General features: G+C 55.5%; 18 protein-coding genes and 1 other RNA gene. 12 read left to right on the top strand and 7 right to left on the bottom strand.

The genetic code is table 11. The features are described 5' to 3' along the window. Nucleotides 1–43: 43 nt before the first annotated feature. The gene (locus tag FJ146_09040; protein ID MBM4252102.1) at nucleotides 44–808 is read right to left on the bottom strand and encodes a hypothetical protein; all 765 of its coding nucleotides are present in this window, start codon (nucleotides 806–808) and stop codon (nucleotides 44–46) included. Between the two features lie 332 nt (nucleotides 809–1,140). On the opposite strand from FJ146_09040, the gene FJ146_09035 reads away from it, so the two are divergent. Both FJ146_09035 and FJ146_09030 read left to right on the top strand, forming a co-directional pair. Further along, nucleotides 1,141–2,619, top strand: coding sequence for a hypothetical protein (locus FJ146_09035; GenBank protein MBM4252101.1), 1,479 nt, complete (start codon nucleotides 1,141–1,143; stop codon nucleotides 2,617–2,619). A 2-nt stretch (nucleotides 2,620–2,621) separates the two neighbouring features. After that, complete coding sequence (locus FJ146_09030) at nucleotides 2,622–3,014, top strand: hypothetical protein (GenBank protein ID MBM4252100.1); 393 nt, start codon at nucleotides 2,622–2,624, stop codon at nucleotides 3,012–3,014. On the opposite strand, the gene FJ146_09025 is transcribed toward FJ146_09030, so the two are convergent. From FJ146_09025 to ssrS, 5 genes are all read right to left on the bottom strand, one after another. Next, the gene (locus FJ146_09025; protein MBM4252099.1) at nucleotides 3,005–5,545 is read right to left on the bottom strand and encodes a phenylalanine--tRNA ligase subunit beta; all 2,541 of its coding nucleotides are present in this window, start codon (nucleotides 5,543–5,545) and stop codon (nucleotides 3,005–3,007) included. The two genes, FJ146_09030 and FJ146_09025, sit on opposite strands and share 10 nt — an antisense overlap. Before the next feature lie 36 nt (nucleotides 5,546–5,581). Beyond that, nucleotides 5,582–6,652 carry a phenylalanine--tRNA ligase subunit alpha gene (gene pheS, locus FJ146_09020; protein MBM4252098.1) on the bottom strand — a complete coding sequence of 357 codons (1,071 nt, stop codon included), beginning with the start codon at nucleotides 6,650–6,652 and terminating at the stop codon, nucleotides 5,582–5,584. Nucleotides 6,653–6,683: 31 nt separating this feature from the next. Further along, nucleotides 6,684–7,877: a pyridoxal phosphate-dependent aminotransferase gene (locus FJ146_09015; protein MBM4252097.1), complete on the bottom strand. Its 1,194-nt coding sequence runs from the start codon at nucleotides 7,875–7,877 to the stop codon at nucleotides 6,684–6,686. A gap of 78 nt (nucleotides 7,878–7,955) precedes the next feature. Continuing rightward, nucleotides 7,956–9,410, bottom strand: coding sequence for an adenylate/guanylate cyclase domain-containing protein (locus tag FJ146_09010; protein MBM4252096.1), 1,455 nt, complete (start codon nucleotides 9,408–9,410; stop codon nucleotides 7,956–7,958). Nucleotides 9,411–9,462: 52 nt separating this feature from the next. Further along, nucleotides 9,463–9,640: non-coding RNA, 6S RNA (gene ssrS, locus FJ146_09005), on the bottom strand. A 180-nt stretch (nucleotides 9,641–9,820) separates the two neighbouring features. Here ssrS and rsmI point away from each other — a divergent pair. From rsmI to FJ146_08980, 5 genes are all read left to right on the top strand, one after another. Beyond that, nucleotides 9,821–10,660 carry a 16S rRNA (cytidine(1402)-2'-O)-methyltransferase gene (gene rsmI, locus FJ146_09000; protein ID MBM4252095.1) on the top strand — a complete coding sequence of 280 codons (840 nt, stop codon included), beginning with the start codon at nucleotides 9,821–9,823 and terminating at the stop codon, nucleotides 10,658–10,660. A gap of 127 nt (nucleotides 10,661–10,787) precedes the next feature. Further along, complete coding sequence (locus FJ146_08995; GenBank protein ID MBM4252094.1) at nucleotides 10,788–11,714, top strand: hypothetical protein; 927 nt, start codon at nucleotides 10,788–10,790, stop codon at nucleotides 11,712–11,714. A gap of 113 nt (nucleotides 11,715–11,827) precedes the next feature. Then, nucleotides 11,828–13,078 carry a hypothetical protein gene (locus tag FJ146_08990; GenBank protein ID MBM4252093.1) on the top strand — a complete coding sequence of 417 codons (1,251 nt, stop codon included), beginning with the start codon at nucleotides 11,828–11,830 and terminating at the stop codon, nucleotides 13,076–13,078. Between the two features lie 14 nt (nucleotides 13,079–13,092). Beyond that, nucleotides 13,093–15,123, top strand: coding sequence for a hypothetical protein (locus FJ146_08985; protein ID MBM4252092.1), 2,031 nt, complete (start codon nucleotides 13,093–13,095; stop codon nucleotides 15,121–15,123). Nucleotides 15,124–15,201: 78 nt separating this feature from the next. Further along, on the top strand, nucleotides 15,202–15,519 hold the full coding sequence (locus FJ146_08980; GenBank protein MBM4252091.1) for a winged helix-turn-helix transcriptional regulator: 318 nt from the start codon (nucleotides 15,202–15,204) through the stop codon (nucleotides 15,517–15,519). Between the two features lie 7 nt (nucleotides 15,520–15,526). Here FJ146_08980 and FJ146_08975 read toward each other — a convergent pair whose 3' ends face one another. Then, nucleotides 15,527–16,963: a Si-specific NAD(P)(+) transhydrogenase gene (locus FJ146_08975; protein MBM4252090.1), complete on the bottom strand. Its 1,437-nt coding sequence runs from the start codon at nucleotides 16,961–16,963 to the stop codon at nucleotides 15,527–15,529. Nucleotides 16,964–17,226: 263 nt separating this feature from the next. Here FJ146_08975 and FJ146_08970 point away from each other — a divergent pair, with 263 nt between their 5' ends. The 5 genes from FJ146_08970 (at nucleotide 17,227) to FJ146_08950 (ending at nucleotide 22,333) form a co-directional block, all read left to right on the top strand. Then, on the top strand, nucleotides 17,227–18,321 hold the full coding sequence (locus FJ146_08970; protein ID MBM4252089.1) for a MinD/ParA family protein: 1,095 nt from the start codon (nucleotides 17,227–17,229) through the stop codon (nucleotides 18,319–18,321). A gap of 15 nt (nucleotides 18,322–18,336) precedes the next feature. Beyond that, nucleotides 18,337–19,164, top strand: coding sequence for a helix-turn-helix domain-containing protein (locus FJ146_08965; protein ID MBM4252088.1), 828 nt, complete (start codon nucleotides 18,337–18,339; stop codon nucleotides 19,162–19,164). Further along, the gene (locus FJ146_08960) at nucleotides 19,140–20,183 is read left to right on the top strand and encodes an RluA family pseudouridine synthase (GenBank protein MBM4252087.1); all 1,044 of its coding nucleotides are present in this window, start codon (nucleotides 19,140–19,142) and stop codon (nucleotides 20,181–20,183) included. The genes FJ146_08965 and FJ146_08960 overlap by 25 nt, the downstream gene beginning before the upstream one ends. Nucleotides 20,184–20,249: 66 nt before the next feature. Next, the gene (locus tag FJ146_08955; GenBank protein MBM4252086.1) at nucleotides 20,250–21,296 is read left to right on the top strand and encodes a hypothetical protein; all 1,047 of its coding nucleotides are present in this window, start codon (nucleotides 20,250–20,252) and stop codon (nucleotides 21,294–21,296) included. A 17-nt stretch (nucleotides 21,297–21,313) separates the two neighbouring features. Beyond that, nucleotides 21,314–22,333, top strand: coding sequence for a hypothetical protein (locus FJ146_08950; GenBank protein MBM4252085.1), 1,020 nt, complete (start codon nucleotides 21,314–21,316; stop codon nucleotides 22,331–22,333). Nucleotides 22,334–22,373 lie beyond the last annotated feature (40 nt).

The following is a 22,373-nucleotide window of genomic DNA, read 5'->3' as shown; positions in this document are numbered from 1 at the left end:
CGGCTGCCCTCATGACCGTTTGGAGAGACTTAAGACATCACCCTTAGAGGCAAGGGATGATGTTTAGGTTGTTACCAGAAAGGATCTGCAGACCGTTACCAAAGGCGACGTTAGACTGGCCGCAGGTGGTGACGTTGACTTGTTGGAGGACCGAGAGACCGTTGATGCAGTATAGACCCATGGGGTTTAGAAGAGCCATCTCGACGACGCCGAGGAAGTTCATCATGTTGATGATGACGAGTGTTGGACCCTTGGACATGTCGGTGATGATGCCACCCGTGAGGACGCTTAAGGCATTGATCTCGCGCACGGCGATTTGGAAGGGACCAGCAGGATTGATTCCGAGGCCCGGGAGTGCTGCCATGCATGAGCCGATGATGCCGGGGCCAAAGTAGCCACCGTTGATACCAGCAGGATATAGCACTTGACCGCCGCCTTTGTCACAGTAGGCATTGACGCCGCATTCTAGAGGGGGGCCACCGGCGCCGACGCCGCCAACTGCGCCAGGTGCACCGCCACCAGGAATATTGCCTACGCCGTTAATGCCACCACCGGTGACAGGACCGTTGCCTGGGCCATAAAGCGGGGGCTGATTAGCAGGAGGAGGCAGAGCGCTAGGATTCGGAACGCCCGCGTTGGGAGCAGGAGCGCCGCCGTTAGCCGGGGCACCACCGTCTGGACCATCGGCTAATAGAGCAGGGAAAGGCTTGAGTAGCTTATTGCCGACTTTTTCTGAGCAGGCAGCCAGGGTAGTCGCGAGGACCAGTGAGGCTGCGAGGGTAGACATTAATTTGATTGACTTTAACATGATGGCATCTCCAACGTCCGAATTTAGGTTCCGCTTCCGTGTTTACAGCTACAGCAACAAAAGTGAGTGGCAGTGATTCAAACGAGCCTGGGTGGCTCGTGTTGGGATATGTGCAAGGTGTGGGCCAATTCCCACAGAATTCGTTAAGTTGCTGAATCGCATGGTGTTAACCTGCTTGACGGCAACCGCCCTGGATGAGCAAATTTGTAGATGTTTTCCGTGTCATGTTGAAGTTCCTGACACTAAACAGCATTTGCCGAAAGGTATCGCCGCCGCAAAAGACCGGTTTATACTAGGTATGATCACCGCATGCTCACCAGGTGAGGTCGCTTATGCCGCTTCTGATTCAACTTGTTGCTCGCGCTTTAGGACTAGGAGCTTTTTTTTTCGCGTTAGCTTGTAAGGAGCTGCCCGAAGATCTAGGCCAGCGTCATGAAGAAGTTGCTTACCGCAGCGGTCCCACGCTTGGTGCTGCTGATCCCATGGAACTTCTGCAGAACAATAGCTTCTATTTTCAGGTGTGGAACAACTACTTCACACTGGCTCTTGACTCCATGCCCATGGAGGGATCGGTACCTGACGACAAGAAGCCGTGGTCGGGTTCTTGGTATCCTGAGACCAGCGGTGGTACCGATGTAAAGGCGTCAGGGGAGTCGGCGCTGCAGAAATATGACAAAGTTTTTCACGGCGGTACCAATAAGGCTAGTGCCTGGGAGCGCGAGAAGCACAACTCTAATGTCGGCTGGGCTGGCCACTGTAATGGGCTAGCGGCTTTTGGTCAGAGGCACCCGACAGAGCCGAGTAAAAACGTAGTCCGCTCGGGGGTTACCTTCACTCCCAAGGACATCAAGGCTCTGATGACTGAGCTGCACATGAATGCTGACTACCAATTTCTCGGTGGCACGCGCTGTAATAAGTCCGGGCCCTCGCGTCCGGAGTCACGTTCTGATCCGACCATTATGGATGCTTGCCAAGGAGTTAATCCGGGGACGCTACACGCCACCGTCGCCAACTGGATAGGGACGATGAAGCATGTCGTGATTGTCGATACGCATCCAGGCGATCAGGTTTGGAATTACCCGGTCATCGGCTACAAGGTGCTAAACAAAGATGTTGTCTCTGAACAGGAGGCAACGCGCGCCGTTACTGGTGGCAGTAAATACGTCTTCAATCCGGCAGCAGTTAAATTTGTCAAAATGCGGACGCAGCTTTATATCGTCAACGCCATGTCTAACGAAGTGTTGCAAACCCGGCAGCAAGGCACTGTTGACCTAAGTTACATCCTCGAACTAGACGCCGTGGGCAATATTGTCGGCGGCGAGTGGACTGGTAGTAGCATCATGCAGCACCCTAACTTTGTTTGGGTCGCTTTTGAGCCGCTACCTGCAAACGGGAGCCGCTCTCTCGGTAATCCCCATCTGGACTCTAAGACAGTGATCGGCATGTGGGCCGAATCGATCGGCGCTGATCCCAGTAATCCGCCTAGCGATATAAAGCGCCCGGCACAGGCGCAAGCGTGGGGCGAGCTACCAAACTTTAGCGTAACCCTCGACGGGATGAAGAGCGGCGCCGCATTTGGTGGCAAGCCCATTAATCTGCGTCTGGAGAGGCGAGGGCCTCTGGCTGCTGGTGGCTTAGAGCTCTTGGTCAGTCTGAACGGCCAGGACTTGCCACCCGTGGCCACCTCGGGAGGGGAGGAGCTTGTGGTGCCGGTCAGTCCTTTACCGGGTTTAAACAAACTGTTGTTTCAATGGAAACAGGGTGGTAATTCACTGCAATCGGCAACTCTTGCATTTAATTTCAATCCGTGACGATGGATCAGAGCACAAACATACAAATCGAATCGGCTAAAGGCGCCTCTCAAGGATCCATTACCATACGCGCAGTACCCCATGCCGAAGCGCGGCGTAAAGGCACGATGATTTGGGCAGGATGCTGGGGTGCTGCACTAGTCATGCTGCCCATACCTTTGGTGCATTTTATCGCCGTGCCGCTGCTGCTCTTGCTCGGCCCTTTGGTCGGTATCGTCGTGTATAAAATCACGTCAGGCGCCCAGGACATAGTCTCGGGTGGTGGCAAGTGCCCCGACTGTGGATCACCTGTGGATTTGGCGGGACGCGATGCCCATTGGCCGCTGGACGCGATGTGCGCCAGCTGCCAAGCAAGGCTCCTCATTCGCAACGAGTTCGCTGCGGCTCACCTCTGAGCTGCCTCTAGGCTCTGACTGAGCCACGCGGTCAGCGCTTGCAGTTCAGGCTCGACCTCCTGATCCGTTAACGTGCGATCCGGTGACTGGAAGGCAAAGCGGTAGGCCATACTCTTCGTGCCTGCCGGGAGTTTGTCACCGGTGTAAACGTCAAAGAGTTCCGTGCTGGTCAGATGCTGACGCCGCTTAAACCCTTTGATCGCAGCTAAAACGTCAGCGTGAGTCTTACCTTTAGGCAGTAGGAAAGCTACGTCACGCGTAACGGCTGGGAATCGCCGCACGCTGACGCTGGAGCGCTGCGCTTTAGACTGCGCGTCAAATAGGGTTTCAAGATCTACTTCCAGAACCACCGGCGCCCCATCACTACCGAGTAGATCTAGCGCTGCGGCCGCCGCAGGGTGCAGCTCACCGACGTAACCAGCCAACTTACCTGCCACCGTCACCGTAGCCGCCGCTCCTGGATGCAGGAAGGGATAGTGATTCGGATTGATCGCCGTCCATTGGGCCATCTCAGCTAGACCGAAGTCTCGCAGAAGTCCGAGCAGGGTCGCCTTGCCATGATAAAAGCTAGTGCTCACGGCTGGGTTCTGCCACGTCTTTTCGAGATAGGGCTGATCGAGCACGGCCGCTAGCCATTGCCGCTCGATGGGTCTCTCTGCCTCACTCTTGGCGCGTGGTGAATAGTGACGCCCTGGTCGTGCCAGACCCTTAAATGCCGGATCGAGTCCGGATTTGTCGGCACCAAAGAGGAAGTAGCCCCGCCCGCACTCAAAAAGGCGCGAGCCGAAATCGCTGCGGCGGCGGTTTTCCTGCACTGCGCGGAGTAGGCCTGGCACCAAAGTGGTCTGCAAGTGCCGCTGCTGATCGCTAAGGGGATTGGCCAGAGTCAACTTAGGGAAATAGGGATGCTCCGGAGTGAGGCGCAGCGCTTCTAGGTCACGCAGCGCAGCAAAGGGGAAGCTCACCGTTTCCCGAAGGCCAAGAGCCGCCATCGCCGTGCGGGCCGACTCCTGAAAGGTGATGAAATGGTCTTCCGGAGTGGGCTTAATGTTCATGACGGGTAGCTGATAAGGGATGCGGTCAAAGCCAAGTAGGCGCCCTACCTCTTCGATCAGATCGACCTCGCGCTCAATATCGCCGCGGAAATATGGCACCTCAAACAGAAGGCGGTCATCCGTGCCGTCGAGCATTTCAAATTCAAGCGCTGTGAGCGTGTCGATCACGTCACTGCGACTGAGCGCCTGGAGGCCAAGGATCTGCTTGGCCAGGCTCACGCGCAGGGCTATCACTTTTTTGTTTATATCGGCAGGGTAGCAATCAACAATGTCACCCGCAATCCGCGGTGCCGGTTTACCAGCCTCAGTCAGCCCTTGAGCTATGAGTTGCGCGACGCGCAGGGCTACCGTCTCCAGGTTGTCGACGTCGACACCGCGTTCAAAGCGGTGCGAGGCCTCCGAACGTAGGCCAAGGCGCTTACTGGTGCGCCGAATCCGATGTCCGGCAAAAGCTGCCACTTCGATCAGGAGTGTCGTGCTGTCAGCTCTGATCTCACTAGACTCCCCACCCATAATACCAGCGAGGCCGATAGGGCCTTTGGCATCACAGATCAGTAGATCCCCCGCTTTGAGATCGCGTTTTTGGCCGTCTAGCGTGACTAAGGTCTCGCCGTCATGGGCGTCGCGTACTTCGAGGCGTCCACCCGTCACAAAACGCGCATCGTAGGCATGAATCGGCTGGCTATACTCCAGCATGGCATAATTGGTTGCGTCAACCAAGAGGTTGATGGGACGCACGCCAGCTGCGTTAAGGCGCTTTTGCATCCACGACGGTGACGGTACCGCTGCAACGCCGTCGACATAAAGCCCGACAAAACGGTGGCATCCCTGACTGTCGTGAATGTTAATGGTCAGGTGCTTTTCTGATGACAACTTACTGTCGCGCCTTAGCTCGTGCACCTGCGGCAGCTTGAGCTGCCTTTTCAGTTTAGCGGCAAGATCCCTGGCGACACCGATCACACCGAGACAGTCCGCACGGTTTGGCGTGACGTTCAACGTCAAAATCGTGTCGCCAATACCTAGCGCCTGCGCCGCGTCGCTGCCCAGTTTCGCCTCAGTTTTAAGCTCGATAATCCCCTCGTGCGACTCGGAGATGCTGAGCTCCTTCTCACTACAGAGCATGCCCTCTGACGTTTCGCCGCGGATTTTCGACTTCTTGATCTTAAAATCCCCAGGCAAAGTCGCACCGACTTTAGCGACGACAACATTGATGCCTGGACGGGCATTCGGAGCACCACAGACGATGTTTAGTGGCACTTCACCACCCACGTCCACCGTGCAGAGCTGCAGGGAATCGGCATTAGGATGACGGACGGCGGTCAGCACCTTGCCGACGACGACGTCTCCGGTAAAGGCCGTCTGCTTTTCCACGCCCTCGACTTCGAGTCCGATCGCCGTCAAAGCTGCTGCGATGTCCTCGGCCTTGAGCCCTTGAAGATCAACATAGTCACCGAGCCAGTTGAGTGAAACCTGCATATGAATCCCTAGCGATAAATCTTTGACGAGAAGGCCTTAAGTAAACAACGGGAAATGACCCAGGAACGAGTGGCTACCCTCAAAAAGCTGACGTAAATCGTCGAGCTTGTATTTGAGCATAGCCATGCGGTCGATGCCGAAACCAAAGGCAAAGCCTGAGTAAATCTCACTATCGTACTCAACCGCCTCAAAAACGTTTGGATGAATCATGCCGCAGCCACCGACTTCCAGCCAGCCCGTGTGCTTACAGAGGCGGCAGCCTTTACCTTGGCAGTGGACGCACTGCAAATCGAGCTCGGCACCCGGTTCGACGAACGGGAAAAAACTAGGCCGCAGCCGCGTCTTCATGCTGCTACCGAATACGGCCTTCATAAAGGCGTCGATCACGCCCTTCATGTGGGCGAAGGTAACCCCCCGGTCAACGACAAAGGCCTCGATCTGATGAAACATCGGCGTGTGCGTCGGGTCCGAGTCGACGCGGAACACCCGACCCGGTGCTACCACCCGCAGCGGTGGCCGCTCGGTGAGCATGCAGTGAATTTGGATGTTGGACGTGTGAGTCCTAAGTAGCAGATGCTCCTGCTCTCGCACGTAGAAAGTGTCCTGCATGTCGCGTGCCGGGTGATCACTCGGCATATTGAGAGCGCTAAAATTATAGAAATCGTAGTCGATCTCAGGACCGTCATAGACGGTGAAACCAAGCCGCCTGAATTCGGTCAGCAGCTCACGCCGTATGAGCGTCACGGGATGCAGTGAGCCACGAGGCACACTCGCCGTCACTGGCAGACTGATATCAAGGGGCTCCGCATGCAGGCGCGCGCCAAGCTCCCACTCCTGCGCCTTACCCTTAAGTGCGGTAATGGCAGCTTCGACGTGCTGCTTCAGTTCGTTGATGGCACGCCCTGCAGCTGGTCGCTCTTCTTTTGTGCAACCCCGCAAGTCCTCGAGGAGTGCCGTTACCTTGCCCTTGCGACCGAGGTAGGCAAGGCGCAGCTCCTCGACGCGTTCACTGCTGCGACTCGCCTCTACGGCGGCGAGTTCGCGGTCGAATTCAGCCACCAGTGCAGCCGCGCGCGCGGGCAACGCTGTGGTTAAGCTATCTGTCATGTCTACCGTGCTCCTATGTCGCAGAGATCTGTCACTTGCCGAGTTTGGCCAGACCTTCACCAAGACGCGTCAGGCCAGCGGTGATGGTCGCCTCGTCACAAGTGTAGCTGAAGCGAAGATAACCAGGTGCCCCAAAGGCGTCACCAGGGACCAGCGCGATATGTTGCTCTAGCAGCAAACGCTCACTCAAGGCAAATGTGTCGAGCTTACCGCCCGCCTTGGCCAAGGCTTCCCGCACGTCGATCAGAATGTAAAAGGCGCCGTGTGGCTGTGCAAACTTGACGTTCGGCATCTTTTTGAGGAGCCCGACAGCTAAGTCACGACGTTTACGCAGCACCTCGATCTCGGCCTTAAGCAAATTAGGGCCCTGATTGATGGCAAAAGTTGCGGCGTCCTCAATAAACGGCGGCAAACAGGTCGACGAATGACTTTGCAAATCGCGCACTAACTTCATCGCCGGGGCCGGTCCCGCACAGTAGCCGACGCGCCACCCCGTCATCGCCGCACCCTTCGATAGGCCGTTGACCAGGATGAATCGGTCACGCAGGTTGGGGAACATCTTGAGCAGGGAGACATGCTGCTTATCAAAGGCCAGGTACTCGTAAATTTCGTCGGAAATAATCCACCAAGGCTTGTCGCTCAGGTAACGGCCGAGCTCTTCTAGTAGCTTCGGGTCCATCATGGAACCTGCGGGGTTATTTGGCGAATTCAGAACAATGGCGACCGTGCGCGAGGTCTCGGCCTTTTTAATAGCCTCGATACTAAGCGGATTTGCCGCGACGTCATCCGGTAGCGGCAAGGCTACCGGCTTACCACCAGCGGCGATCACCTGATCCGGATAGCTGACCCAGTAGGGCGAGGGGATCAGAACCTCGTCGCCGTCGTTGAGCAGGGCCAGGAAAATATGGAACAAGATCTCCTTAGCGCCGATCCCCGCCACGATTTCATTAGTGGCATATTTGAGGCCGTTATCGCGCTCGAGCTTGGCCGCAATAGCCGCCAAGAACTCGGGGCCACCACCTGCTGGTCCGTACTTGGTGCGCCCAGCGCGCAACGCTTCAATGGCCTTGTCGACGACTGCTACCGGAGTCGGGAAGTCTGGTTCGCCAACAGCAAAGTTGAGGACCTTGATGCCCTCTTTGGCTAGCGCCTTTGCCTTGGCATTGAGTGCGACGGTCGGGGATGTTTTGACTTGCAAGATGCGCCGGGACAGCGAGTTCACCAGTCCTCTCCTCTCAGCTAGGGGTGTGCGGCCTCCATTAAGCCCGCCACCTCGCTAGGATGCAAGCGCAAAAGGCTGGTCTCACGCAGCTTGTTTCGCGGCCTTTGGGCGGAGGCGGTAGACCTGGATGCGGTCCGATAGGCCCTTGATCATGGCTCTCTCGCTGGCGACATGAAGGCGGGCACAAAGCTCGTCGAGACCAGGGGCCCGACGGACGTCTTCGGTAACGCAGATTTCCTCGGCCGCGGCCAGGCCCTGCACCCGTGCGGCAATGTTCACCGTCTGGCCGAAATAATCGAGCCGGTCGTTTTGGGTCACGGCGATGGCAGCCCCTGCGTGGATGCCTATCTTCAGCACGACCTCGTCGCGGCCGAACTGCCTGTTATATGCGGCAATCACGTCGAGCATGGCCAGCGCTGCCAGCGTGGCGTCGAGAGGCGTCATGAAGGTGGCCATCACGGCATCGCCGATAGTCTTGACTATGGTGCCTTGGTGCGCTGCAATGACTCTGTCGAGCTCCTGAAAGTGCTCACTGACCAGCTGAAAGGCCCGGACGTCGCCAACCCGCTCGTATAGCTCCGTCGATCCTTTAAGATCGGTGAAGAGAAAAGTGAGGTCGCGGATGTGAAGACCTGAGGCCGTTTCTATGAGCTCCGCGCCAAAAAGGCGTCGAAACGTTGGGCTATTCAGCAGGAGCTTTCCCGTTAGGAGTGGATCTTTGACGCGTGGCGGCATGGTCCAGCCGTGTGGAAAATGGCTGATGGAGCAAGGCCGACGCCGGTCATCACCATGCAGACGCACCAAGACCGGACCTGGAGCTAGTTGCGTCGTCACCGACCTAGGGCCTCCAGCGCCAAAATGAATGTCGACTGTCTGAACCGCGTGAGCGCGCTCACCCCGAACTGGTATCGCTAGTCCAGACTCTGCCGCGAAGTCAAAAATACGCGTACCACCAGGCTCCAGCTCAAAGCTAAACTCCTGCGTGGTGTTCGGCTCTACAAAGGCAGCGCCACGCGCCAAATTCATGAAAACACTGCGGTACGGTTGACCATCTAAGGTCTTGCCGGCATGGGCAAAGCGGTACACTCCCAGGTAGTCGTCGATCTCCAGCGTTTCAGGATGAGCCAGCCGATTCGGCCGGATGCTATCGACGACGTTGAAGCTGACGGCTACGTAGTCGTCAAGATCGGCCTCGATGGCGACGCTGCAGATGCGGCAGTCGAAGTGGGTAGTGACCTTGCCGAGAGCGCTGAAGCTCTGCACAATGTCGCCGCAGTGGGGACAGACGAGCTCCCAGTGCATGGTCAAAAGCCCAGATTTAGCGCCATGGAGAAACAGGCGGACGGTATCTGGACCAGGGAGGCCGAGTTCATCGGCGAGCACCAGCGGATTCATACGGTAAAGGGCTGCATCATCGGACGTGCAGATAAAAGCCTCGAGTTGCTTCAGCACGTGAGCGTCAAAGGGACCGGACGACCTCAGCTTCGTTAAAGCGTCGTCAAGGGGGCTGACGTTTACTTTGGCTACGCTGATCAATGGGGCGCCTTGGGGTGAGGAGTAAGTGGCGTTTTTGACGAGGGCGCGAGGGCGGTTCGCGGCGGGAGCGGAGGCTAGGGGAACCCACCATCTCTAGGTGGGTGCCATCGACTATCGCTTCAGGCTTCCCCCTACGCACTTGAGGCGGGGGGCTTGCACACCGCTTTAGGATCTGGCTCCCTATTTGTTAGTATCGGTTCTCCTGCTGATCTACTCCAGCGCCGCGAACCTTCCATTACCTTAGCATATCTCTTTTCAACTGGTGCACTTAATTGTTGGCCATGCATGTATTTGGCAGCTATCTTGGGTGATTACATTACACGCTTCTTTCTCTTATTCAAAACTGCTCTAAGATTCTGTACACGCAGATACTTACAGCAGTGCACCAACAATTAAGTGGATCACTTTAAATGATGTACATAGTCGCGACCCCCATCGGCCACCTCGAGGACATGACGCCTCGGGCGCGCCAAATTTTGGCGTCTGTCGACATCATTGCGGCCGAGGACACGCGACAGACGCGTAAGCTGCTGACCCACTTTGGCATCCACGGAAAGCGTCTCGTAAGTTACCATAACCACGGTGAAGCGGAGCGGGCGCGGGCTTTGGTCGCGGAGTTAGTCGAGACGGGTAAGTCCCTGGCTCTGGTGACAGATGCTGGCACTCCTTGTATCTCTGACCCGGGCTACCGCATTGTGGCCGAGGCGCACGCGGCGGGCCTCAAGGTGCATCCGATTCCTGGGGCATCAGCATTGACCGCGCTGGTGAGTGCTTCTGGTCTCCCCAGCGACCGCGTGCTTTTTATAGGATTCCTGCCGACGCGTGTTGGTGCGCTTGAAGAGGAAATCGCCAGCTGGCGGTCCATGAGGGCAGCCGTCGTCTTTTTTGAATCGACTAGGCGTCTTGCGCGGACTTTGGCGGCGGTCAGAGCCGTATATCCTCAGGCGCGCGTTGTCATAGGTCGCGAGCTGACTAAACTCTACGAGGAAATCGTCAACCTCGAAATTGACCAAGTCAACGACTGGATCGCTGGACACGCCACCTTAAAAGGTGAAGTTTCCGTGATGGTTCACCCTGGCGCCTCAGCGGAGCCTGACGACGGCACGGCGCTGGTTGATGTGGAGTCCGCGGCGCGGCGTGAGTTTGCCAAAGGCGCAACCTTGAAAGACCTGATGCGCAAGTATCAGGACAGCGGGCTTAAGCGCTCCGAGCTTTATCAGACTCTGCTGCGCGCCAAAAACGACGACTAACCATAACCAAGATGTCGGCAAATCCCTACACTCCGTTAATTTGCCGCTTGATTGACATTTAAAATCACGCATACTACCTAAACTAAAGCAATTGAGTTCGGGACGCACATTTTCCAGGAGGATGACGATGACCATCTGGTCGACGATTAAGGCTCTCGTAGCTGGTGCGGTGATGAGTGTGACGATCGCGCAGGTTGCCCATGCAGCAGATTTTGCCAACGCGGACAGACTTTTTGCGCAGCGCGAAAATAACAAAGCAGCGATTGCTCAAGCGCGCAGTGAATACTTGCAGCTTCTAAACAGCGCCAGCAACACTAACGACAAGATTCGCGCGGCTGAGCAGCTTGGTCGTCTTGCCCTTTACGAAGGCGAGATGCTGACGCCTAAATCAGACGGGGCGACGCGCCGCGCTATTTTCGCCGATTGTTGGTGCCGCAGCACTTCTCTTTTCTCGCGCACATGCAACGAGCCAGGGTGGGTAGAAAAGATCAGCCCCGCTGCCATAGGCCAGCGCATCCCAGCTTATTACTACTACCGTGGCATGTGTATCGGCTACTGGGGTGAGGCGAGTAACGTCCTCGAGCAAGCGGCGTTCTCCGGCGCTTTGCGTGACGCCGTCAATGGCGGTATCGAGATCGCTAACCAGAGCGCGGATAACAGCGCCTATGAGGGCGGTGCCGTGCATCGCGTTGCAGCCAATGTTTGGTCCAATCCACTGGCTCGTGCGGTCGGCCTTTACGACATTAAGAAGGCGCTCGTCCAGATCGACAGAGCTCTGGCCGCACCGGCAAATGGAAGCCAAGATCCGGGCTCGCTCTACTTTGATAACCATCGGTCTAAAATCATCGTCATGAAACAACTGAACTCCGATGAGCCAAGCGAAGGCTGGAAAGCCAAAGCCATCGACTTCGCTAATGAGACGCTGCTCGACATGAATGACCGCATCGAACAAGACCAAATTCCCGCAAGCCGTGTGCCTGAGTTCAAAGTGATCTTTGATCACATGAAGATCGATTACCGTGCGTTGACCGGTCGGGATTGGCAGCCCGAATGAATAAGTAGCAGTTTGCTCTGAGGCCTAGTGTCAGGCTGCCTAGCGTTTGCGAAGGCAGCCTTTCTTATGTATGTTATTGGAATATTAGTCCCAACATAAAATGGAGCGCGTTGATGATGGCGACGCAAGTCCGTGGTGCAGTAAAAGGTACGTTGGCGGCGGTGATGATCGTTGGCTATGCCTCAAACGCGATGGCATTTGAAGACACCCGGGTATTACCCAAGGGAGTGCGTAATCTTACGATTCGCACGATAAACACAAATTTCGATACTATCTCTGGTCCTGCTGGAGAGACCAAGCCACTGGCGCATCTGTTGTTCAAAGAGCTCACCTTCAAGCAGATGGCCAATGCCGAGGACGCGCTCAAAGGTCGGCAGTTGCGTGGTTTTCTACTACAGAATGGCATTACCGAGAGCGAGTCGGTCGGCAAGTTTTCCGCCGACATCAAAGGACGTGTGACGGTGACGGCACCCATCGCGGCGATTGGGATCACCGAGAATATGACGTTAGCGGTGGCCTCACCTATATACAACGCATCGACCTCTGCCAGTGTGGGATTTACACCTAATAACAATGCCAATAAGATTCTCGGCCTACTCGCGCGTCCAGAGACTAATCAAATCGCCAATGCGCGTGAGGCTGCGCGCAAACTCAATGACGCCGTAGGTCAGCTAAACAAAAAACTAACTGATAACGGCTTTCAGGCGCTGAGCGACTGGCACGGTCAGGGCTTTGGTGATACGACCATCGCTCTCAAATATCGTGGGATCGACAATAGCCGCATGGGCCTTGCCACTACCACTGGTGTTGTCGCGCCAACTGGACGTAAAAAAGATCCGAACATTTTAAATGACGTGCCGTTTGGCGAAGGCGTCTGGGCGCCCTTTGCCCAGGTTGCCGTCGATCAAAAGTTACCCCAGCAGTTCTATACCAACCAATACGTGAAATACACCGAGTCTTTGCCGACGCAGCGGACGGTGCGAGCCATCACGAATGAGGAGCGTGTCGAGGTGCCGCTGGTGACAGTTGACTACAACATGGGTAACAGGTTTGACGTAGGCACCTCGCTCCGATACACGCCTAACTATGGTCTACTCGCTGGTGTGGGCTATACGTATCTGCGCAAATTCGGCGATGTTTACAGTGGCAATCTGAATGCGGCAAACATAGGCGCGATGCAGCAGTGGACCGATCAGCAGGCTCACAATGCCGAGTTTTTGATTGGCTACAGCACGGTCCCTCTGTACCAAGCTGGTCGTGCTGCCATTCCGTTTTCCATCAATGTCGCTTACACGAAGCAACTCGCCAGTCGCAATTTACCAATCTCCGACTTAGCGCAGTTCAATGTTGATCTGTTTTTTTAAAGGAGCGCTGACGCATGCAAGTTAGTACCTTAAAACGTTTAGTTTCTCCTGGAATCAGCCTTGTAGCGGCATCGATACTCTGGTCCTGCGGTAGTGCCAAACCGGCTACACCACAACCACGAGGTGTCCTGCCAGTGCCGACGTTTCCGTCCGATCCGGCACATCCATTTTTGCTCACCGATGGCGAGAACACAGTCAACTTTAATGCCTCGCTGATTTTTTGGGATAAGACGCCATCACCCGAGCAGGTTAAGGCTATCCTCGAGCATACGCATGGCGCGCGCGTCATAAAGTCACAGGCTTTGGTCGAGCTGAGCGACCAAGTTATTGCCGACAAAGAGTCGGTTGTCCAGTCGCGTTCTAACTACGATGCCTTCAATCCTAGGATTCGCGAGGCATCCGGCGATGTCGATAAGGCTGCGGTTCGCGATTTTGTTGGTAAGGTCGCCGATGGGCTTTTCGCCACGCGTCTTGGTGAGCTGGCCACGCAGGGGCTTGTTGACTCCAACGACATCGCCCGGGCGGAGGCTTTGTGGCCCGCATATTGCGAGGCTAAACTCTGGGAACTCGCTGTGAATACTCAGCTGGGGCGTGATTTTTTGGCGCGCCCTACGCCACTGCAAATGTGTGAACCTTACTATGCTGCGCGTCAATACTTCAGTAATGCGGAACTCTGCGGTCCCAGTACGGACGGCGCTGGCAAAAACTACTTCATGTGTATTTGGAGTGACGGCCTCCTAAAGTCTGCGCTATTTGCTGAGAATTACAAGACTGCGAAATGCACCCCGGCGACTTCGCCCATGGCCAGCCGTTATGCGGCGCTCGAGTCGTGGTTGGGTAGTGACGGCGGAATTCTCAGAGCGACTCTGACTGGTAGCGATCCTGTCGCAGCTGCTGGACTAGAACGGACGATTTTGCTCGGTGACCTGATCGATCGCAAAGCGACGGCATTTAAGGATTGCCGTGGCGCGTTCACCCGCAAGGAACCGACGATCGCAAGTCTGGCGGAAATTCCGGACTGGACTCAATTTAAACCCGAGACCCTGCTACAGATTGGCGAGATGGGCGAGACGAGTTCGGCTGAGGTTTGGCGTCTCATCCCGCTGTCCTCAAGTGACGAGCGCAACAAACAGGTGTACAGCCAGCTGGTCAGGGTCATCAAAGCGTTCGCTGAGCGTCCCAGTACCAGCGCTGACCTCAGAGGGCAGAATACCAATGGCCCCATGGATACAAGTGCAGAGACTGGCATCGAGCCTAAAACTGCTGACGTGGCCTCGATGCATCCAGTCCCCAGTTACAGCGACGCCGTGTTCAACCAAGTCGTTGGTCAGTCACTAGCGGCCAAACCGGCGGACGTAAATGTCGTGGAGTCTGATGCTGCATTTGCCGGACTGGTCGCCTTTGAGTCACCGGCAGTGAAAAAGCTAAAGCTGGAGCAGGCACAGGCCTATGACGTGTGGTCAGCTGCTGTGGTGAAATATCAGACAGCCAAGACGCACTACGACGGTGTGAGTAAACCAGCGATTGATAATAACCGCCTGTCCACCGTCGATGTCGTCAAGGATCCTGGGGCTGCGGTGTTTCTCAATAACTACTTTCTCAACGTTACCAAAATGGGCGGTGAGCTGCGCGTTCAGTTGGGCTTTGATCTTGCTAGTAAAAATCTGTTTGGCTGCGTCAACAGTGCTGATGGTTCTCAGTGTGCCGTTGCAACTGAGCAGCTTGGAACTAGCGGCGAGCAGTTGCAGGTTGCCTTTGACAGTGCGGCCAACTTGATCACAGTAAAGTTCTCATTAGCTGATGCGGCGGCCCTTGGTTTTGCCGATTTACCGCGCACACCGGGAGGTGTTCAGTTTAATGAGATGCTGGAGCTTAGAGACCGTTTCGTGCAAATCGAAAACTACGGTAATCAGTTACCCGGCGAGCTAAGGATCATCACCGGCAACGCCTACGTCCTTGATGCCGCGGGTAACAAGCTCTATACGGGGTCTATAACGGGAGACAACTTTGCGCAACGGGAGCAGGCGCTGTCGTCCAACTTCTAAACTAAAATCCATGCTATCGTAGTGAGAGGTCCCAGCGCCGCGCGGCGGTCGGGGCCTCTTATGCCATAGGAGCCCCGCATGGATGCTACGCGCTTTCGTGGAGCAGTGACGCAAATACCGGTGACTGTCGATCTGGAGGATGACCTTAGCGGTCTATGTAAGGCCCTCGGCCACCCAGTGCGGATCCGTCTGATCGGGATCTTGCTCGAGGTGGGTGGCTCCGGTTCTGGGGAGCTTGCTGAGGAGTTTGCACTCGCTCATTCCACCGTATCGGAACATTTGCGTATTTTGCGTGAGGTCGGTTTACTTGACGTAACGGCTACCGCCAGCCGGAGACAATACAAGGTAAATCAAAATCGCTTGACTTACCTTAAGTCTCTGATAGCAGTGCTGTGAGCGGCGCTTAGTTACTTTCTGGTGGGTCGCAGATTTCACCGTCTGGGAATAGCTTATTGAGCGCATTGAAAGCAGCGATCCCGTAAGCTTCTGCCAATGTCGGATAATTAAACACCATATTGACGAGATCCTGCGCGTGGCCGCCCTTTTGCATGATGATCAGACCTATGTGGACTAGGTTGCATGCGTCGGGCATTAGGATATGGATGCCGAGGATTTTATGGGTCTTAGCGCAGACAAGTAGCTTGAGTAGGCCGTGATCGTCGCCGCGAATATACCCGCGAGCCACTTCGTAACAGTGGGCTCGTCCTACGACGTAGTCGACACCGTTTTCCTTCAAGTCCTGCTCGGTGCGACCCACACTCGACAACTCCGGAATGGTATAGACCCCGATGGGATATACCTTAGGGTAGGCGACAGATTTCTTGCCAAACATATGGCGCGCCGCGTAGCGGCCCTGCACCGCTGAGGTCGCAGCAAGGGCAGGCGAACCGATATTGTCTCCGGCTGCATAAACGTTGGGGACTGAGGTTTGGAAGTTCTGATTGACGACGATTTCGCCTTTTTCCGATAACTTGATGCCGAGTTTATCGAGACCCAGTTTGTCGGTGTTGGGTACGCGACCGGCTGCATAGAACAGCACTTCAGCCTCTAGCGTATGGCCATTTTCGAGAGTCAGTTGTACGCCGGGACCGCCAACTTTGGCGCTCGCCATTTTTGAGCCGAGTACGAATTTGACGCCGGACTCGTCCTCCAGCGTTTTCTTTAACGCCGCGGCAATCTCGTGATCAGCGTATTGCATGATGGTGTTGCGGCCATCGATAATCGTCGTCTCAGTGCCCAACGCAGCGAATATCGACGCATACTCGCAACCAATGACGCCGGCCCCGTAAATGAGCACACTCTTTGGCACGCATTCGAGTCGGAGTACTTCGTCACCGTCGACGATACGCCAACCATCGAATGGCACCTCGGCCGGACGGCGGGGGCGAGAGCCTGTGGCAACGAGAAAAAAACGCCCGCGGACCGTAAAGGTCTCGCCTGCCTCGTTGCGCACGTTGACGCTGTTTTGATCGGCAAAGCTCGCAAAACCCTCGATGATCTCAACACCGTAGCGGTCGCAGTAGCGCCGGACGATGCTCTCTTCGTACTGCGACACCTTGTGGGCGCGACCCATGAGCTTGGCGGCAGGAAGATCGCGAATGATGCGTTCAACCCATTTGCCACCCGCATGAAAGCTGATGTTGTGGATGGCGTCCATCGATTCGCGTAGCGCCTTAGATGGCACTGTTCCCGTATGGATCCATGTGCCACCTAGGCGCCCCGGTGTGGCTTCAACGATGGCAACGCTCCGTTTCATCTTAGCTGCTTGCATGGCAGCTCGGTAGCCTGCTGGGCCACTGCCGATGACCACAAGGTCGTATATCTTGTTGGGCTCTGCCATTTATCCACTCCTTGGACGCATACTAAGTGAGGCTTTCATCGGCAGGAATCATCGTGGTCATTAGTCGGATGCACTGCAGAGGGTGGCTAAGCAATATTCCATTGCTTAAGCTTAGTCATCTGTTAAGCTATATCAAAATATGTCAGGATTCTCTTGTTGTTCTCAGCTTAACCCAGGGCCAAATTGGCATAGCCCGCTTCCTCTAGCAACTAGTTGTAGAGGGATAACGAGCTCTGCGCTCCGTAGTTATCAGGAGCAATTGCATGATGACCAATCCAACTGATCGCGTGAGCGAGCCCTCTAGTGGCACGGGGGTGGTCGGCCTTCGGGGCTCTAAACCCGATCCTACTATAATTTCGCGGCGGATGGCAGCGCGGCAGCGTGGGTGGGAACTCGGCCTGCCAGCTTATGCCGACGTCGCTGGGCGACGTCCGCCACCGATCATCGCTGTTGGTGGTGGTAAGGGCGGTGTGGGCAAGAGTTTGGTCAGCGCCAACCTGGCGGTTAAGTTAGCATCGATGGGCTGGCGTGTTTTGACGATCGATCTCGACATCGGCGGCGCCAATTTGCACACCTACTTCGGGCTCAACACCCCCGGACGCGGGGTGGCTGACCTCCTGGTGTACGGGCGCGACTCGATAGCCGACGTTATAGTCCCAACGGCTGCGACCGGCGTCAGTATCATCGCTGGGGGTAACGAGGAGACCTGGGGGGGCGCGGCAGCGATGGACCAGGCCGCCATGGCCCGGATGTTTGAGTCTCTTGTCGAAGTCGAAGAAAAGCGCCTCGCGGATATCGTGATCCTTGACCTCGGCGCCGGTACCCATGGCCTCACCTTGGATTTTTATCTGGCAGCTCACCTCGGTATTCTGACCGTGTTGCCGGAGCCGACTTCCATCGAAAATGCTTACTTGTTTCTCAAGACAGCCTTATTTCGCTTAGTGCGTAATGTTGGTGATCAACTGAAACAGGAAGAGAGCGCCAGCATGGTGCGGGATTTCCTGATCCAGCCTGAGCCAGGGCGCAAAGGTGGCTACGCTGATCATCTGCGTTATTTGTCGGGGCGCGCTCCAGAGCTAGTTGCGGGGTTGCGCAGTGCGTTACAGGCGCGTACCTTAGGGATTGCTGTCAATCAGGTACGCAGTCAAAAAGACATCGACGTTGGTAAGTCTATGGAGCTTATTGCCGAGCGTTATTTTGGTTTCAACTGTCGCAGTTGCGGCTACCTGAACTACGACGAAGCCGCGTGGAAGTCGCTTCGCAATCGCCGCCTGTTGGTGGTAGATTTTCCGCACTCAGTGTTGTCAAAGCGCTTTGCTGAATTAGCTAAGCAAGTCCTAGGTAATTTGGGATTCTGACGAAGGGGAGAGATTGTGCAGTACACCGAACCGAATGCCTTTGGCAGCCAGTCGTCGGCCTCACATGAGCAAGGCGACGGGGCGGACGTCAATTACTACCGCGTGCTGGATGTCGATCCTAATGCCTCACGCATGACAATCCGCGAGGCCTATTTACGCCTCAAGAATGCCTACGGTTCGGGCAGTGCGGCGCTTTATTCACTGTTGTCTGAAGACGAGGCCACCGCTCAGCTCGCCCAAATTGAGGCTGCCTTCCGCGTTTTGAGTGATGATGTGGCGCGTCGCGCTTATGACAAAGAGTACGGGATCAAACGCACACCGCAAGCCCGTCAGGGGGCTGTGAATCAGGTGCCTACTGGGTTTTCGCAGGATGACCTTGTGGCAGCAACTCTGGGTGGTTCGGTGGGCGGTGATTTAGCCGCATCGGTTCCCTTTGGGACGCCGACGGATGACGAGAGTGACACGAGGATCGAGGCCGTCATTCGGACCACACGTTCTATGCTTCCGATCGTCAAGCTCAAGGCGCCGGGTACTGATTCTCCCCAGTTGAAGGAGAAACTATTCGAGATCTTGCAGTCGGGCGATCCCGGTGACGGCGATGTGCTTAGGCGGTTGCGGGAAGCTTGTGGTGTCAGCGAGGAGGAGATTTCCGAGCGTACCAAGGTGAGTATAGGCTACATCCAGGCCATGGAAGCCAACCGCTTTGACCGTCTGCCGCAGGCCGTATTTGTCAAAGGCTTCCTCCGTAGTTATTGTCGCTTTCTCGACCTCCCAGAGACGGATAAATTGGTGGCAGCGTTTTCGACGAGGCTGATTGATTGGCAAGCGAACCGCAAGGGATAGCCCAAGTTGTCGTTGGGGCGGAGGATGCGGGGCAGCGCCTCGATATTTTTCTGACCAAGTTAGCCGCATCTACGACCGCTATGAGCCGGTCGAAAGTGCAGCAGCTCATCGCTACGGGTGCCGTCACCGTTGACGGGGAGATTGCTCGCGCGCGGGACCTGACCGTTGCAGGTAGTGAGATCCAGGTGCAGTGGGGACAGTCAGCAGCACCGTCTCCCCTTGAACCAGTGGCGATGACTCTGGACATTTTGTACGAAGACGAGCACATGCTAGTCCTCAACAAGCCGGCAGGATTGACCGTGCATCCAGGTGCTGGTGACACCGGTCCGACCCTCGTGCAGGGCTTACTCCATCACTGCCGTGAGCTGAGTTCTGGTGGCGGCACCGATGCCATGCGTCCAGGTATAGTCCATCGCCTGGATAAAGATACGACGGGTGTCATGGTATGTGCCAAGACCGACCGAGCCCACGCAGCCTTAGCCCAGCAGTTTCAGGACAAAGACACTTTGGTGCGCGAGTATGTTGCTCTGCTCGATGGCATGATGGGTGACGCGCAGATTAATTACGCGAGTTACCTGTACCGGGACCCGACGCATCGGCTGCGGATGGCCTCGATGACTGAGGCTGAATATCATCTCACCCCCGAACGTAAGCGTCCCTCGCGCCCACGATTGGCCAAGTCGCAGTTTAGCCGCGAGGCTGTCTTCGGTCAGCGTCTGACTCTGGCACGGGTGCGTCTCTACACAGGGCGCACCCATCAGATCAGGGTCCACGCCAAAGCCCTAGGGATGGCGGTGGTTGGCGACCCCCTCTACCATTGGCCCCTACAGCTGCCGCTTGTGTTCCCTGCCCAAATTCGATCACAAGTAGCTAATATTTCACGTCAAATGTTACACGCGGCGCGTCTTGACTTAAAACATCCGGTGAGTGGGATCCAACTTAGCTTTAAGGCTGACGTTCCTGCCGATTTTTTTGCATTATTAGAGGCTCTCGCGCCTTTTCGCTGGGACTTGAGATGAAGTTAGTATTAAGTAAGAATATGAAATGAACTACTTTACCCAGATTCTGTTGGAGTCATTCGAGCCATGACAGTTAGCTCGCACTTGGCAATGCGTCTGGTTATCGCCAGCGGTGCCTTTTTAATGACAGAACTTATGTCCCCTGCGGCGGCAAATGCCGAGCCGCCTCAGCCGCCGCAAACGACTCAAGTCGCGGCTAGCCCGACGGTGGGGCGCCACACTGACATGATCATTTTGACTGTCGACAAAAAGGCGCTGCAGGCAGAGCTCAAGACTTGGCCTCAAGATCCCCAGTCGTCGTCGTTGCTCAAGAGGTTTCGCATTGCCATAGGTAAGGCCGAGGGTGACAAGCAGCAAGAGGGTGATAACCGTACTCCTGAGGGTATCTACTTTGCTCAAAGTCACATCGTAGACGAAAAACTACCGATCAAATATGGGCGTAAGGCTATCCCCATAGATTTTCCAAATCCGATCGATCGTGCCTCGGGTAAGACAGGCCACGGCATCTGGTTGCATGGCGTCGAGCACGACGGGCGCGTTGATGAGGCCAAAGTGACAGAGGGTTGCGTTGCTTTCTACAATGCTGACATCTCTAGTCTGGCTAATTGGCTCAAGGGCTATCAGGGCGTGGTGGTGATCGCCAAGGACGTTAACGATGTCAACAAGTCCGAAGACCTCCAGACCGTTGAGAAACTGACGCGGGGGTGGATGCAGGCTTGGGCAGACCGCAAGATTGACGACTACGTCAAATTTTACCGGACAGACTTCCGTTTCGGTAAGATGGATCTCGCCGGTTATGCCGACTTTAAGCGTCGCGTTTTCGATAGCTACCGGAATATGAAAGTCTCCTTTGACAACCTACGCGTGGTCACCCACCCCAAATATGCAGTGGCCTTTTTCAACCAAGACTTTCATGGGGACCAGCGCTTCACGTCGATTGGCCGTAAGGCTCTCTACTGGGAGCGTAACGACAACGGTGGCTGGGCGATCCGTCGCGAAGTTTTTGAGAACCGTCGCTTCGAATTCATGACGTTCACGGATGCCGAGCTTGCCCTCCTGTCGGCAGCTGTACCCGGTACGGTGCACCAAGAAAAAAAGACACCTAGCCTCTAAATTAGTCGGAGTCGTGCATGAGCGGTCGGATAAATCATCAGATGATTACGAGATTTGGCCTACTCACTGTCCTAGTTACTGCTGGTGCGGCAGTAAGGCCCGTTGCGGCCCAGGCACAAGTTTTTAAATACGGTGCCAAAGTATACAAGGCGAGCGATCTTGCGACGGCAGATCAGCAGAGCCTGTTTGATATCGAGACAGAGGAGTATGCGAAGCGAGCAGCATTGCTACAGCAGGCAGCACTCAATGTGTATTTGACGGAAGAGGCCAAAAAAGCAGGCAAAACTAAAGCCGAGCTGGAAGCCACCTTGCTTGCCGTACCAGAGCCTACCGACAAACAGGCGACCGAGTGGTTTGAACAAAACAAGAGCCGCATCCCGCCTGGCTACACCTTCGATAAAGTTGCCGGTGAGATTAAAGGTCTACTTCGTGAGCAGGGACTGCGGGAAAAGCGCGAGGCGCTGCTAACCAAACTTAAAACTGATGGCAAGCTTGTACTATTGATCAAAGAACCAGACGCTCCCTTAGTCCAGGTGGATACGAAGGATCTGCCTGTTCGAGGCAGTGCCAAAGCAAAAGTGACGGTCGTAGAGTTTGCTGACTACCAGTGCCCCCACTGTAAGATGGTCGCGCCAACGCTCGACGAGTTGGTTAAAAAGCATCCCGATAAAGTTAAGCTGGTTTTTATGGACTATCCCATTAAAGGAGCGTCGTCGGAGCTCATAGCCCAAGGCGCTTATTGCGCTGGGGAGCAGGGGAAGTTTTGGGAATTCCATGATCTGGCGTTTGAGAAACAACAAGATCTTGCCAGCAGCGAGGCTGCTACCAACCTAGCTAAGACCCTGAAGCTAGACGAGTCTAAGTTCGCTAGCTGCTTGCAGAGTCCGGCAGCTCGTGCACGAGTGGCCAAGTCTAAAGCAGAGGGTGACAGATTGGGTGTCACTGGTACTCCAGCCATCTATATCGGTGGTCGTCGCGTAAAAAGTCACGACCTAGCTGATTTTGAGAAGGTCGTTCAGAAAGCTGTCGCCAAGTAGGCAAATTTTTCCCGTTAAGTTCCAGATTTAGATGCCGATG

The sequence above is a fragment of the Deltaproteobacteria bacterium genome, assembly GCA_016874735.1.
Taxonomy (GTDB): domain Bacteria; phylum Bdellovibrionota_B; class Oligoflexia; order Oligoflexales; family CAIYRB01; genus CAIYRB01.
Note: the sequence above shows the minus strand (reverse complement) of the source record. Positions and strands in the feature narration are given on the sequence as shown.

Excerpts from the sequence above, each read along its gene's own strand:
- FJ146_08950 (MBM4252085.1), top strand. The coding sequence starts at position 21,314 with ATGAGCGGTCGGATAAATCATCAGATGATTACGAGATTTGGCCTACTC.
- FJ146_08975 (MBM4252090.1), bottom strand. The coding sequence starts at position 16,963 with ATGGCAGAGCCCAACAAGATATACGACCTTGTGGTCATCGGCAGTGGC.
- FJ146_08995 (MBM4252094.1), top strand. The coding sequence starts at position 10,788 with ATGACCATCTGGTCGACGATTAAGGCTCTCGTAGCTGGTGCGGTGATG.
- FJ146_09040 (MBM4252102.1), bottom strand. The coding sequence starts at position 808 with ATGTTAAAGTCAATCAAATTAATGTCTACCCTCGCAGCCTCACTGGTC.
- FJ146_09030 (MBM4252100.1), top strand. The coding sequence starts at position 2,622 with ATGGATCAGAGCACAAACATACAAATCGAATCGGCTAAAGGCGCCTCT.
- FJ146_08970 (MBM4252089.1), top strand. The coding sequence starts at position 17,227 with ATGATGACCAATCCAACTGATCGCGTGAGCGAGCCCTCTAGTGGCACG.
- FJ146_08990 (MBM4252093.1), top strand. The coding sequence starts at position 11,828 with ATGATGGCGACGCAAGTCCGTGGTGCAGTAAAAGGTACGTTGGCGGCG.
- FJ146_08955 (MBM4252086.1), top strand. The coding sequence starts at position 20,250 with ATGACAGTTAGCTCGCACTTGGCAATGCGTCTGGTTATCGCCAGCGGT.
- rsmI (MBM4252095.1), top strand. The coding sequence starts at position 9,821 with ATGATGTACATAGTCGCGACCCCCATCGGCCACCTCGAGGACATGACG.
- FJ146_08980 (MBM4252091.1), top strand. The coding sequence starts at position 15,202 with ATGGATGCTACGCGCTTTCGTGGAGCAGTGACGCAAATACCGGTGACT.
- FJ146_09025 (MBM4252099.1), bottom strand. The coding sequence starts at position 5,545 with ATGCAGGTTTCACTCAACTGGCTCGGTGACTATGTTGATCTTCAAGGG.
- FJ146_08985 (MBM4252092.1), top strand. The coding sequence starts at position 13,093 with ATGCAAGTTAGTACCTTAAAACGTTTAGTTTCTCCTGGAATCAGCCTT.
- FJ146_09035 (MBM4252101.1), top strand. The coding sequence starts at position 1,141 with ATGCCGCTTCTGATTCAACTTGTTGCTCGCGCTTTAGGACTAGGAGCT.
- pheS (MBM4252098.1), bottom strand. The coding sequence starts at position 6,652 with ATGACAGATAGCTTAACCACAGCGTTGCCCGCGCGCGCGGCTGCACTG.